The sequence below is a fragment of the Prevotella sp. AM23-5 genome (genome assembly GCF_003473645.1).
In the GTDB taxonomy this organism is placed as follows: domain Bacteria; phylum Bacteroidota; class Bacteroidia; order Bacteroidales; family Bacteroidaceae; genus Prevotella; species Prevotella copri_A.
Genome location: NZ_QUCG01000050.1, coordinates 1 through 14,463 on the forward strand (window position 1 = coordinate 1; position 14,463 = coordinate 14,463).

11 protein-coding genes are annotated in these 14,463 nt (G+C 48.0%); 2 read left to right on the top strand and 9 right to left on the bottom strand.

The window, feature by feature from the left end:
* Positions 1–18: 18 nt before the first annotated feature.
* Both DW657_RS12045 and DW657_RS12050 read left to right on the top strand, forming a co-directional pair.
* Positions 19–348, top strand: coding sequence for a WxcM-like domain-containing protein (locus DW657_RS12045; protein WP_147381934.1), 330 nt, complete (start codon positions 19–21; stop codon positions 346–348).
* Between the two features lie 5 nt (positions 349–353).
* Positions 354–1,646, top strand: a complete 1,293-nt coding sequence (locus DW657_RS12050; protein WP_118312691.1) for a DegT/DnrJ/EryC1/StrS aminotransferase family protein — start codon at positions 354–356, stop codon at positions 1,644–1,646.
* On the opposite strand, the gene DW657_RS12055 is transcribed toward DW657_RS12050, so the two are convergent.
* From DW657_RS12055 to DW657_RS12095, 9 genes are all read right to left on the bottom strand, one after another.
* Positions 1,619–2,362, bottom strand: a complete 744-nt coding sequence (locus tag DW657_RS12055) for a hypothetical protein (protein ID WP_118312692.1) — start codon at positions 2,360–2,362, stop codon at positions 1,619–1,621. The two genes, DW657_RS12050 and DW657_RS12055, sit on opposite strands and share 28 nt — an antisense overlap.
* A gap of 256 nt (positions 2,363–2,618) precedes the next feature.
* Positions 2,619–3,680 carry a 3-isopropylmalate dehydrogenase gene (leuB, locus tag DW657_RS12060; RefSeq protein WP_089542501.1) on the bottom strand — a complete coding sequence of 354 codons (1,062 nt, stop codon included), beginning with the start codon at positions 3,678–3,680 and terminating at the stop codon, positions 2,619–2,621.
* 23 nt (positions 3,681–3,703) lie between these two features.
* Entirely contained in the window at positions 3,704–5,302 is a 1,599-nt protein-coding gene (locus tag DW657_RS12065) for an alpha-isopropylmalate synthase regulatory domain-containing protein (protein WP_118312693.1), read from the bottom strand.
* Between the two features lie 10 nt (positions 5,303–5,312).
* Positions 5,313–5,903, bottom strand: a complete 591-nt coding sequence (gene leuD, locus DW657_RS12070; protein WP_006846819.1) for a 3-isopropylmalate dehydratase small subunit — start codon at positions 5,901–5,903, stop codon at positions 5,313–5,315.
* A 33-nt stretch (positions 5,904–5,936) separates the two neighbouring features.
* Positions 5,937–7,331 carry a 3-isopropylmalate dehydratase large subunit gene (gene leuC / locus DW657_RS12075; protein WP_118312694.1) on the bottom strand — a complete coding sequence of 465 codons (1,395 nt, stop codon included), beginning with the start codon at positions 7,329–7,331 and terminating at the stop codon, positions 5,937–5,939.
* Positions 7,332–7,367: 36 nt separating this feature from the next.
* On the bottom strand, positions 7,368–8,870 hold the full coding sequence (locus tag DW657_RS12080) for a 2-isopropylmalate synthase (protein WP_118312695.1): 1,503 nt from the start codon (positions 8,868–8,870) through the stop codon (positions 7,368–7,370).
* 468 nt (positions 8,871–9,338) lie between these two features.
* Complete coding sequence (gene dnaB / locus DW657_RS12085) at positions 9,339–10,865, bottom strand: replicative DNA helicase (protein WP_118312696.1); 1,527 nt, start codon at positions 10,863–10,865, stop codon at positions 9,339–9,341.
* A complete protein-coding gene (locus DW657_RS12090) occupies positions 10,846–13,494 on the bottom strand; it encodes a lipopolysaccharide assembly protein LapB (protein ID WP_118312697.1) in 2,649 nt (882 codons plus the stop codon). The genes dnaB and DW657_RS12090 overlap by 20 nt, the downstream gene beginning before the upstream one ends.
* A gap of 12 nt (positions 13,495–13,506) precedes the next feature.
* On the bottom strand, positions 13,507–14,424 hold the full coding sequence (locus DW657_RS12095) for an ABC transporter substrate-binding protein (protein ID WP_118312698.1): 918 nt from the start codon (positions 14,422–14,424) through the stop codon (positions 13,507–13,509).
* Positions 14,425–14,463 lie beyond the last annotated feature (39 nt).

Consider the following 14,463-nt stretch of genomic DNA (forward strand, 5'->3'; position numbering starts at 1 on the left):
AAAAAAAAACAATATACAATGAAGAAAATAGAAATCATAGAACTTCCCAAGATATATGATCCTCGCGGCTGTCTTACCGTTGCCGAGGAAAGCAGCCATATCCCCTTCGAAATAAAAAAGGTGGAATGGAAGCATATCGGCATCATTCATTCCGATGCCCCTATGGAACTTGAACATTGTTCTATGATGCTGATTGCACTGGCAGGTGAAATCACCATACAGATTATGGAAGAAGGAACCATCAGGCTCACCCGTCCTAATCAGGCTCTGATTCTGCGGGAAGCTTGTAAAAGCAGCATAATTGACAGCACCGAGCATTCCCTGCTTCTTACTATTCATCAAAAATAAAGGAAATGGAAACAGAAAACGAGAAGAAAACCATCAAATATCTTGACCTGAAGGGCATCAATGCCCCATACGAAGAAGAGATCAAAAAGGAAATCAACCAGGTAGTAAGTAGCGGATGGTACTTACAGGGAAGATGCGTGAAGCAGTTTGAGAAGAATTATGCCACTTTCATCGGCACCGAGTACTGCATTTCCTGCGGTAACGGACTGGATGCTCTCAAACTGATTCTGATGGGAGAAATGGCTATTGGCAAGCTCCACCAGGGTGATGAGATTCTGGTGCCAGCCAACACCTATATTGCCACCATTCTTTCCATCACAAGCGTGGGACTGGTTCCTATCCTCGTAGAACCCAACCCAGAGACACTGCAAATCGACGAGAACCTCATAGAGAGCAACATCTCCTATAAAACCAAAGGCATTATGCTGGTACATCTCTACGGCAAGTTATCCTGGACGGAAAGAATCCAGGAGATCTGCAAGGAGAACGATCTGCTGATATTCGAAGACAACGCACAGGCTTTCGGATGCGGATACGTCAACAGCTCTGCGCGAGAGGCTATCAGAAGAAAGCTGAATCAAGAAGACGAGAATATCACCCATCAAAATCAGATAGACGAGAATATCACCTATCAGGACCAGATAGATATCATCAGTAATTATGCCATCCAGAAAAGCATCTGCCACACGGGTGCTCTCGGAGATGCCGCCGCCCACAGTTTCTACCCAAGCAAGAACCTGGGGGCATTGGGCGATGCGGGTGCCGTGACAACCGATGACGAAGAGCTGGCAGAGGCTATCCGAGCCCTCCACGATTATGGAAGAACCAGCAGATTTGATTTTGAATATCGGGGTATCAACTCCAGAATGGATGAGATTCAGGCAGCTGTGCTCGATGTAAAGCTGAGACATCCCCACGATGAGCATATCGCCAGATGCAGGAAGGCGATGCTCTATATGGATTATCTACACCCAGACATCGTGGAACGCTGCATTCCGAAGAGATTACTGGAAGATCCATTCAGCAATGTACTCCATATCTTCCCTTTCATGACCGAAGAAAGGTTGAGGCTGAGGGAGTTTCTGATGGATGAATCTGTAGAAACTGCGATACACTACCCTATTCCACCCAATGAGCAACTGGGATATCCTGAGCTTCGACATTATCAACTGCCGATTACCCAGAACATCGCCTGCCAGGAGTTGAGCCTTCCCTGCAACTCTACGATGAGAGACGAGGAAGTCATCCGGGTAGCACAGCTCATCAATGATTATTTCTTGCGACGCAATCTGCGGTAGAAGTCTTGCAGACGACCAGGCGCAACGCCCTTCTTCTGCAAGGCTTCCAGTTCGCGATAGGCATCCAACTTTCTGTTGAGCATAATGAGGAGATCGATGCGGTTGATGCGGTAATCTGCATTATCCTCATCGAGGGAAATTGCCTTGGCGTAATCATACTCGGCAAGTTCCAGTTGACCACGCTCCTTCTCCATACCGCCACGTGCTGCATAAGCCGTTGCACTATCCGGATATTGCTCTATCAGATTGTTGATGCCATCATACGCCTCTGTATAGTGCTTGTCCTTCTCATTCAGCAACGCCAGACCGAGCTGTGCCTGGAAGTTACCAGGCACCAGAACCAGAAGGTTCTGATAATCAAGACGGGCAAAGTTATAGCGCAGAAGCTTTTCGTTAACGAATGCACGGTAGAAAAGACCTGCGATATTGGTATTGTTGAGGAACAACACCTTATCCAGGTCATCCTTGGCATAACTCCACTGTTCCAGCTGGATATTCCATGCCGCCTTCTTCAGGCGCAGATCGATGCTGTCAGGATGATAGGCAAGCACACTAGTAGCTGCCGCCAGGGAATCTCGCAGCGCCTTGTTCTGAGCCTTAGAATCACGCAATGCTACATCATCAACCTTAGAATCAGCCGTCAAATTGTTTTGCTGAGCAAACAGAGGTGTAGCCAGCAAACAACCTATATATAATATGATACTTTTCTTTTTCATGCTGCAAAAATACAAATAGTTATGCAATCAACCAAAAAAGGAAAGATAAAAGATGTTTAGAATTTTCAAAATAAAATAAACAGAAGCAAAACTCCTTGTTTTTCCGGGTTTTAGCGATACGATATTTATCCTTAAGGAAAAAAATAAATTCCCTTAAGGGAAAAAATATATAGCCTTAAGGAAAAATAATCTTTCCCTTAAGGCTATTCAAATCAAAATTCTATCTTGTAAGAATACTTCTAAAAATCAATCTAGATTAAGCATTCTTGATCCAGTTAACGATCCACTCGCCAACCTCTGTTGTGCCATAGTGAGCACCACCCTCAACCTGAATCTCAGGAGTGCGGACATTGGCATCGAGAGATGCATCTACAGCCTTACGAATCAAGGCACCTTCCTCGTTCAAACCGAAGTGCTCGAGCAACATGGCTGCAGAAAGAATCTGAGCTACAGGGTTAGCCAGGTTCTTGCCAGCTGCCTGTGGCCATGAACCATGAACAGGCTCGAACAATGGGGTGTGCTCGCCCAAAGAGCTAGATGGCTGCAAGCCCATAGAGCCGGTGATGCAAGAGGTCTCATCGGTAAGGATATCACCGAAGGTGTTCTCTGTAACGATGACATCGAAGAAAGTAGGCTCTGTCAACACACGCATAGACGCATTGTCGATGAACATATAGTCGGTGTTCACCTCAGGATACTGTGGCTCCATCTCCTTGGCAATCTGACGCCAGAGACGAGAAGATGCCAATACGTTTGCCTTATCTACTACTGTCAAGTGCTTGTTGCGCTTCATGGCAAACTCGAAAGCTACCTTCAGGATGCGCTCAATCTCAGGACGGGTGTAGATATCTGTATCGTATGCCTTGTCGTTATCCTGATACTTCTCACCGAAGTACATACCACCAGTCAACTCGCGGATGACTACGAAGTCAGCACCCTTCAAGAGCTCATCCTTCAATGGTGACTTGTGGAGCAGGCAATCGAATGTAGCCACTGGGCGAACATTGGCGAAGAGGCCCAACTTCTTACGCATAGCGAGCAAGCCCTGCTCAGGACGAACCTTGGCTGTAGGGTTGTTGTCAAAACGTGGGTCACCAACGGCTGCGAAGAGCACTGCGTCAGCATCCATACAAGTCTTGAAGGTCTCCTCTGGGAATGGATCACCTACCTCGTCGATAGCGTGAGCGCCGCAGATAGCCTCATTGTAAGTAAACTCGTGGTTGAATTTTTCTGCAATGGCCTGCATAACTGCTACGCCCTGCTTCATAATCTCTGGTCCGATACCATCACCGGCGAGAACTGCAATGTTTAATTTCATCTTATCTGATTTTTTAATTGTTTTTATTCCATATCTAAATTTCGAGGCGATGCCGGCTGTTCGTCACTCTTATCTGCCTCATACATATTGAGCATCTTGAGCGTTGCCTTGATAGCAGCCTCCGTCTGGTCGGCATCCAAGCCTCGGGTGCGCCAGATGCGGTCGCCTTCACGCCAGGTAATGACGGTCTGAACGAGGGCATCGGTACGGCCACCAGGTGGAATGGTTACCTGATAATTGTCGAGCGTAGGGAAGGTCTTGCCGAGCTTCACCTTGTAGATGTTGCGAAGCGCCTTGACGAAGGCATCATACTGACCATCACCAGAGCTACGGTCTTCATACTCCTTACCCTCTATTTCTACCTTCACGCTGGCGATAGGCTTCAAACCATAAGAAGTGGACACCATGTAACTGACCAGTTTTACCTTATCCTCAGGTGTGCTATGCTTCAGCACATCGCTCACGATGTATGGCAGGTCGTCCTGGGTTACCAGCTCCTTGCGGTCGCCGAGTTCGGTGATTCGCTTGGTCACAGCCTTGGTCTGCTCCGGCGTCAACTCCAAGCCCAGTTCGTTAAGGTTCTGTATGATATTCGCCTTACCGGAATTCTTGCCCAGTGCATACTCACGATGTCTGCCGAAACGCTCAGGCACCAGGTCGTTACAATAAAGCTTGTCCTTGTTGTCGCCATCGGCATGCACACCAGCCACCTGGGTGAAGACGTTATCGCCCACTACCGGTGTATTCGGAGCCACGGCGATGCCGCTGTATCCTTCAACCAATCGGGAAATATCGTTCAGGCGATCTTCCTTGATATTGGTCTTTGCCCCAAACATATCCTTCAGAATCACCTGTACGCTCGCCAATGGCGCATTGCCGCAGCGTTCGCCCAAACCATTCACGGTAACGTGAAGACCCTTGGCGCCACTCAATACGGCAGCCAGCGAGTTGCTCACCGCCAAATCGTAGTCATTATGGGCATGGAAGTCGAAGTGAGAGTTCGGATAACGGCGAACCATCTGACGCATATACTCCACACACTGCAATGGGTTCAGGATACCCAATGTATCAGGAAGCAGGAAGCGCTTGATAGGCAACTTCACCAGCTCGTCCATCATCATGAAGAGATAGTCACGGCTGTCGCGCATACCGCTCGACCAGTCCTCCAGATAGAGATTTACGGTGAAACCTTTGCTCAAAGCATAATCGATGGTCTGCTTGATGTGAGCGAGATGCTCCTCAGGCGACATCTTGAGCTGCTGGGTGCAGTGCTTATAGCTACCCTTCGCCAAGAGGTTGATGACATGACCGCCGCATTCGGCAATCCAATCCACACTCTTGTTGTTATCCACGAATCCCAATACCTCAACGGAATCCAGTTTACCTATGGTCTTGGCATAACGGCAAATACGAGCGACAGCATCCTTTTCGCCTTCCGACACACGTGCTGAAGCCACCTCAATGCGATCAACATTGATGTCGTGCAACAGCATTCTTGCTATCATCAATTTCTCGTGAGGAAGGAAACTGACACCATTGGTCTGCTCGCCGTCGCGCAGCGTGCAGTCCATGATCTCAATCTCCTTGATGCGGGAATTATCTCTCTTTGCGTTAACGTTCATAATTACTTGATTACTTGTTTTTAGCTTCCCAAGCCTCTACCTTGTCACGGTTCTGAACGAGGAAATCCACATCGTCCAAACCGTTCTCCAGACAGTGCTTCTTGTAGCCGTTGATTTCGAAGTGCTCGCTCTTGCCGGTAGCAAGATTGGTGACTGTCTGGTTAGGAAGATCTACCTTTACCTCTGTCTTGTGATCCTTGTCGATGCTCTCGAAGAGTTCCTTCAGGAATTCCTCGCTTACCACTACTGGCAATACGAGGTTATTCAACTCGTTGTTCTTGTGGATATCAGCGAAGAAAGAGCTGATAACTACACGGAAACCTGCACCTGCGATAGCCCAGGCTGCGTGCTCACGGGAAGAGCCAGAACCGAAGTTCTTGCCTGCTACGAGGATGACACCACTGTAGGAAGGGTCATTCATCACGAAGTCTGGCTTTGGAGTTCCGTCGGCATTGTAGCGCCAGTCGCGGAAGAGGTTGTCGCCCATACCCTCCTTGTCGATAGCCTTGAGGAAACGGGCTGGTATGATCTGGTCTGTATCTACATTCTCCAATGGAAGAGGAATGCAGCTTGATGTAATTACATTGAATTTCTGTTTCATTTCAGTTTTTCGTTTTACGTTGAACACTTAACATTACATGAACTCTCTTGGGTCGGTAATCTTACCAGTGATAGCGGCAGCTGCTGCTACGTATGGGCTGGCAAGGATGGTGCGGGAACCTGGTCCCTGACGACCCTCGAAGTTACGGTTGGATGTACTTACAGAGTACTTGCCTGCAGGAATCTTATCATCGTTCATTGCCAGGCAGGCAGAGCATCCTGGCTGACGGATTTCGAAGCCGGCAGCCTCAACAATCTTATCAATTCCCTCTTCACGTATTTGTTTATCAACCAACCAAGAACCTGGTACAAGCCAAGCTGTTACACCATCAGCCTTCTTCTTTCCTTTAACCAATGAAGCAAAGGCACGGAAGTCTTCAATACGACCGTTAGTGCATGCGCCCAGGAATACATAATCGATAGGATGACCCTCGAGTTTCTCGCCTGGCTGGAAGCCCATGTAGTTGAGGCTCTTCTTGAAACCAGCCTGCTCTTCCTCTGGAATCACATCGAGCGTTGGGATGCTTTCGGTAATGCCGATACCCATACCTGGGTTGGTACCGTAGGTGATACGTGGTTCGATATCCTTTGCCTCGAAAGTCAACTCCTTGTCGAATACAGCATCATCGCCACTCTTCAAGGTCTTCCAGTAAGCCACAGCCTTGTCCCACTCTTCACCCTTAGGTGCATATTCACGGCCCTTGATATACTCGAATGTGGTCTCATCAGGAGCTACGAAACCACCACGGGCACCCATCTCGATAGAGAGGTTGCAAAGGGTGAGACGACCTTCCATTGACATATCCTTCACTACATCGCCACTGTACTCAACGAAGTAACCGGTGGCACCAGAAGTAGTGAGCTGGCTCATCAGATAAAGAGCTACATCCTTGGCGGTAACACCCTTGCCGAGCTTGCCATTGATGCTGATGCGCATAGACTTTGGCTTGCTCTGGAGAATACACTGTGAAGCCATCACCATCTCAACCTCAGAAGTACCGATACCGAAGGCTACGGCACCCATAGCACCATGGGTAGAAGTATGAGAGTCGCCGCAGACGATGGTCATACCAGGAAGAGAAAGACCCTTCTCAGGACCAACCACGTGGATAATACCATTGTCCTTGGTGTTCATGGCAAAGTGAGTTACGCCGAAATCAGCGGTGTTCTTTGCCAAGGTATCTACCTGCTTCTTTGAGATAGGATCCTCGATTGGCTTATCCTGATCGTGGGTAGGAGTATTGTGGTCAGGCATACAGAAAATCTGGTCTGGACGGAACATCTTGAGTCCGCGTGCTCGCATACCAGCGAATGCCTGAGGTGATGTTACTTCGTGACAGTAGAGACGGTCGATGTAAAGCTGTGTAGGGCCATCTTCTACAATCTGGACAACGTGCTTGTCCCAAATCTTGTCGAATAATGTATTCATAATATCCTGTTTGTTATATATTTATCTGAATTAATTTTATCTTACCTTAAACTTGTTGATACAGTCGATGTAAGCCTCAACAGAAGCTGTCACGATATCGGTATCTGCGCCGAAGCCATAATATACATGACCATCGTACTCCACCTGCATGTGAACCTTACCCACATCGTCTGAGCCCTTGTCAATCGCCTGGATAGTGAACTCCTTGAGGTTCATCTCCTTGGTGATGACCTTCTTGAGGGCACGGATGGCAGCATCTACCGGACCATTGCCTGATGAAGCAGCCTCGAACTTCTGACCAGCAATGTTCAAGCCGATGCTTGCCACGCTCTTCACGCCCTTGCCGGTAGTTACCTGCAACCAGTCGAGCTGTACGCCATGCTTATCGGCAGAATCAGCACCAGCGAGCATCAATACATCCTCGTCGGTAACTTCCTTCTTCTTGTCAGCCAACTGGAGGAATTTCTTGTAGATCTTGTCGAGCTTCTCCTCGTCCTCGATGTTCACGCCGTTTACGTGGAGGCGATACTTCAAGGCAGCACGACCCGAGCGGGCTGTCAAAACGATAGCATTATCATCCAAACCCACATCCTTAGGGTCGATGATTTCGTAAGTCTGGACATTCTTCAGCACGCCATCCTGATGGATACCAGAAGAATGAGCGAAGGCATTGCGGCCCACAATCGCCTTGTTAGGCTGAACAGGCATGTTCATCAGGCTGCTCACCATACGAGACATCGGAACAATCTTGGTGGTATTGATGTTGGTATCAATATTGATGTTCTTGTGGCACTTCAGAATCATGGCGATTTCCTCGAGCGAAGTATTACCAGCACGCTCGCCGATACCATTCATGGTCACCTCCACCTGGCGAGCGCCATTCAATACACCCTGCAGGGTATTGGCAGTAGCCATACCGAGATCGTTGTGACAGTGGGTAGAGATGCATGCATTCTCGATGCCGTCAACGTGATCCATCAGATACTTAATCTTGGCACCATACTCATCCGGCAAGCAATAGCCGGTGGTGTCAGGAATGTTAACTACGGTAGCACCTGCCTTGATGACAGCCTCTACCACGCGAGCCAGATACTCATTGTCGGTACGACCAGCGTCCTCAGCGTAGAACTCTACATCCTCTACATACTTCTTGGCATACTTGACAGCAGCCACGGCACGCTCGATGATCTCCTCGCGGTTGGAATTGAACTTATATTTGATATGGCTATCACTGGTACCGATACCCGTATGAATTCTCTTATGCTTAGCATACTGCAACGCCTCGGCAGCACAATCGATATCCTTTTCCACCGCACGGGTCAGCGCACAGATGGTAGGCCATGTTACAGCCTTGGAAATCTCTACTACGGAATTGAAGTCACCCGGGCTTGAAATTGGGAATCCAGCCTCAATGACATCAACGCCCAACTGCTCCAGAGCCTTAGCTACCTGAATCTTCTCTACGGTATTCAACTGGCATCCTGGAACCTGTTCGCCATCACGAAGGGTTGTGTCGAAAATAAATAATCTGTCACTCATATCTCTTAAATATTTTTATTTCTCTTATTAATTAAAGCTTTTGCCCTTATAGGGGCAACATTGCGCCCTTACTTTTGGCAAGGGCGTAAAGAGCTGGGAATTAAAAAAGCCTTTCTCACTCCCATATACGGAAGTGTAGAAAGGCTTAATATATCCAAACCGCTGAACTATACGCACACCTTATCACTTCCGCCTACATGCTGCAGTCGAAGTCGAATAATAATAATGCTTGTAATATTCAACGCTAATGCTCTCATATTTTTCTATTTTTATACGTTATATATTTATCGCTGGCAAAGGTAATCATTTTCTCTGATATACGCAAACAATTTATAACTTTTTTAATAGAAAATCTATCAAATTGCCATTTTTCACCTATTTTTCACCCAAAATCTAGAGAAATGTGCCGTTTTTATGCCAGATTATTCAGAAAAAGAACGTTCTGGTACGAAATTATTCTCTTTTCAACTAGAAAGGTAACGGACCGTCAGGTCCTGTCATAGGCGGAGGTGGAATGGCACCGCTGGCAATCATTCCATCAGAAGCCCCACTGTTCATCTTGGAACCCATGATTTCACCACCCTCCTGTACTGGAGTATAGGAATCGGTAGGATCCTGGAAGCGGGTGAACTCGCCACGGAAGTTCAGGAGTACATCTCCGGTAGCACCCTTACGGTGCTTGGCGATGATGATCTGCGCCATACCATGAAGATCGTTTCCCTTTTCATCCTGATAGATGTGATAGTATTCCGGACGATGAACGAAGAGTACCATATCGGCATCCTGCTCAATGGCTCCGGATTCACGGAGGTCGCTCAACTGAGGTCGCTTTCCTTCGAGACCCTCACGGTTTTCTACGTTACGCGAGAGCTGAGAGAGGGCGAGTACCGGGATATTCAACTCCTTGGCAAGTCCCTTGAGGGAACGAGAGATGGTGGAAACCTCTTCCTGACGGCTACCGAACTTCATTCCGTTGGCATTCATCAGCTGGAGGTAGTCGATCATCAACAGCTTCACTCCCTTCTCTCTCACCAGTCGGCGCGCCTTGGTTCTCAACTCGAAGACGGAGAGGCCCGGAGTATCATCTATATAAATAGGTGCACCCGTGAGAGAACGGATCTTCTTGTCCAGTCGCTCCCACTCGCTTGGATCCAACTGACCGTTCAGGATCTTCTTACCCGAAATCTCGCAGACATTCGAGATAAGACGGTTGACCAGCTGAACGTTGTTCATTTCAAGCGAGAAAAATCCGATAGGCACCCCGTGATCCACCGCAACATTCTTGGCGATACTCAGCGCGAAGGAAGTCTTACCCATGGCAGGACGTCCGGCGATGATCACCAGGTCGGAAGGCTGCCATCCGGAAGTCATATCATCCATCTGCTGGTAACCGGTAGGAATACCCGTGAGTCCGCCCTTGTTCTGGGCGGCACGCTGCAGGATATCCACGGCATCCTTGATCACCGGATCAATCTGGGTGTAATCCTGCTTCATATTACCCTGAGAGAGCTGGAAAAGTTCACCCTCGGCATGCTGCATGAGTTCGTCCACATCCACACCCTCATCATACGCCTGGGTCTCGATGTCGCCGGCATAATGGATGAGCTGTCGCTGCAGATATTTCTGCGCCAGGATTCGGGCATGGTACTCGATGTGGGCAGCCGAAGCCACCTGCGAGGAAATCTCCATCAGGTAACCGGCTCCACCAATCTTCTCGATGGCGCCCATCTTGGTAAGTTCATCCGTAACGGTCATGATATCTACGGGGCGCTCCTCCATATTCATGGTCTGAATCGCCTCGTAGATTTTCTGATGTCTCGGATCATAAAAGGTTTCGGGTTTCAGCATCTCGGATACTACCGAAAAAGCATCGGTATCAATCATCAATGCACCCAGAACCACCTTCTCCAACTCCACCGCCTGCGGTTGCAGGTGGGCGTAGTTGGTATCTATCTGTGTCTTGTTATTGTTATTTCTATTCTGATTTATCGGCATACTTCTTTATTTCTTCTTGCGATTGCTGGTGCTCAGCCACTATCTGATTATAGATAATCATCAAATCAGTGTAAGAACATCCATAGTTCTTCAACCATTTATAGTCTTCCTTAAGGGCTTCAAAGAATACATTCTCATCCTTTTCCACATAATAGGCATAAGCCCTGAAGAAAGGTCCCATAGCCTTTTTCGGCTGATGTTCTATCAATGCCAGGAGACCAAGCGAATAGTTGTTGTACGCTTCGGCAGCCTTATCATTCTTCATCATCTTGAAGAAGAGATCCATCGCCTGCATCATCATATTCTTCGTATCTTTACCCTCTTTTTTCATTTTCTCGAAACTACCGAAAAGCTCGTTCGCTTCGGCGAAATATTCATCCAGGCGCTGATGAGCCTTCTGGAAGTTCTCTTCCGCATGTTCGCCACCTATCTTGATAAGCAGCTGTGTGAGCAAGGCTCCCGCCATCTGATTCTCCGGGTGGGTATAATCCAGCTCGTAAGCCAGCGGCATCGCCTCTTCAAATCTGTTATTCATGACGATGAACTTCAGTTTATCCAGTTTCAACTCGAAGAGTTCCTCTTCTGAGAATGAATCCTTGAACTCCATCAGCTTGTCGAAATTCTCCAGATACTCATCCACCTGGATGAGATTACGATAGCAGATGCCCAGCTGGAGATATACCTGCTTCATGTCAGGCTTTATCTTCAGCATCTTCTTGAAGTGATCGACAGCCATGCGGAGACTATGATCGTCTCCCTTCTGCATACATACCCATCCCTTCATGAAATGCATCTCCAGCGTGTCGCATGGTACACCTTCCAGCATCACTTCAACCAGGTCGGGGAACTCGCGGCGGAAGGAATAGCGGGCTATAGCCATGCGGTACTTATCGAAGAATTCATCCTGGAAAAGAGGACCCGCCAAGACAGCATAGACAGGTTTGTCATCATCCAGCTCGTCGAGGATAGTGAAGAGTTCATCCTTCTCTTTATAAAACTTGGAAAAGCGCAGGAGGTTGCGGATGTAGTTGATACGGATACGCTTTGCACGATGCTCTCCAGGCTCTTTAAAAAATTCATTAACAATCTCTTCCTCATCTGCAGGCTCGCTGCCATCTCCCTCATCCTCAGGGTCATCGTAACAGTCAACAATATTCTCCGGTATCTCATTAGGATGAGAGATGATCAGGTTTGCCAGGGAATAGGCATCGGCAGGACAAGATCTTGCAGTAGAACAGAAAGCCTTGCAGAACTTTCTCTTCTCATCTACGAATCCGAGAGCCTCGGTTACATGAGGATTCTTCAGATAGAAAGGCATGAACCAATTGTACAGATGAGTAAAGAAATCAGTCTGGTCTCGTAACATCTTAAACTGCGGCAAGAGGATGTCAATACCCTTATCCATCATTTCATCCATAGAGAGCGGGCTATCCACATCCACGTTGAGATTATCGACCCCATCCTCGTCGGTATTGATATCGACAGAACGGATAGGACTCTCCTCTTCCGAAGTTTCCTCGTCTTCATCGATTCCGAAGAGATTTCTCATATCTTCATCAGCGTCCAGCAAATTGGCTACCTTATCCTTCAGGTCGCCGAGGAAACGTTTTGACAGCGATGCCATGATGTCATTGGTATAGTCGATAGACTTCTGCTCGCTGAATACAGTCACGGCAAGCATCTTCTGGGCTTTTATGATTTCGGCAAGCAAGTCTGAATCATTCTTGCAATCCTCGGTCAACTGCTCGGCAAAGCTACGGAAGTCAGGCTGCTGTTCGTAGCAGCCGCAATTCGTAGAAACCAGCAGCCATCCCAGGAGGGCACGCACCTTCACCTCATCGTCATCTGCCAGGCGGTAGATATCGTAGAGCAAAGTGAATTTACCCATATCAAAGACAGTGGCGGCAGAGAGCGTGATGGCACTCACCAGCAGCTGAGAGGTCAAGGAATCAACTGTAGGCGAAAGGATGGTATCTTTGACAGCAGCACGTTCCTCATCGTTCCAATATCCAGAAGAGACAAATCTGCCGAAAATCTTTTCGCGATACTCTTCCCACTCCTGATACAGACGGGCTGAAGCCTGGTCCTGCTCCTCCTTCGAGAGGTCGTGGTTCAGGAAAAGCATCGCCTCTCGGGAAACGAATTTCTCGAGGGTTGACTTCACCACTTTGATATCTATCGCCTCGCCCTGCTTTTTCAAATCCTTGAAAATACCCTGTTCTGAACGGATATCCATCTCGATATCTACCAGAAGCTGGTCAAGCTCAGAAACAGCGCCAAAGACGAACTTCGTTCTAGCCTCGGGTGTCATTTCCGGGATATCAAGCTCCTCTGATGGTTTGACATACTGCTTGAGAATGCCAAGCATATCATCTGGCAACTTCTTGCGCTGCAAGAGACTCATGTTGGCGAGAACGGTTGTCAGCAAACCATGCATCAGACGGCGCATATACTGCTTATGGTTCGGACAGTTTTCAAAAATTGCTACAAGCATTGGCTTGCATTCGGCGAAACGCTGCTGATGAATCAAATCACGCATTTCATCTACCTTCTCCAACAAAAAATCCTGATCCAAAACTTCTTCTTCTTGGCTACTAGACTCTTCTGACAAATTTACTTCTTCTGACATAATTGTAGTTGTTTAATTGTTAATATCTGCCACCTTGAGATCTCGCTGGCGAGGCTCCATAGCGTGACTGTACTTTAATTTTGGCAGATTGCTAACGGTTTGGGCATCAATACCATAATACTTGGTCAGTAAAGCGGCATAGTGTTGTACGCCATTCTTATTGATGCTATCTACAGCGATGTCGTAAGCTTTCACGAATCTGTCGATTTGATTTTTTCTTCGAGGTTCCGTCTTCAGTTTGCTGCGGAAGGCAATCACTCCCAACTGGAGGTTCTTGTCTCTACTATCCGCCAGTGCCACATGCTTAGCCATTCTTGCCTGTGTGGCGTAAGGCTCCGGCATCCAGGCGGCATCCATCTCATTGTTGAGGAGCATGCGCAGACGGATGTTCAGGTCGTTGATCTGCACGCGATATACGTCATACTTGGTCTTCACGCTGTCGATGACAAGCGTAGAGAGATAATCGGTGGCAGAATGACGGGTCATGGCTATCATCTTGTCTGACAGCTGCTTCAGCTCCGAGATACGCGCCTTGCGGTTGGTGATAAGCTGCCAGTACAGATTGGTAGAGACAGGATAGAAGAGCTGTGTACCCTGCTTCTGCAGGCGGGCAGCTCTCACCAGGTCGGTCACCGTACCCTCTACCCTCTTTCGGGCGATGGCTGTATCGCAGTCCATCTGCGCATTGTAGCGATAGAGATGTACCGTTACTCCCTGCTTCAGGAAGATGCTGTCCTCGTAAGCAAGATATACCGGAAGGCAATCGAGCGTAGGCATCACACCTACCTTGAGCGAAGCCCGGTCGATGCTGTCGAGTCGGGCCTTCTCCTGTTTGCTCAGTCGCAGTCGCTTCTGCTGTGAATCGCCGCAACTGGCCATTCCCAGCAGAAGTGCTGAAACCAGACATATCATGATTGAAAATTTCTTCATTGTATTTTTACTCTACATTCTTCATCGTATATACTTTGA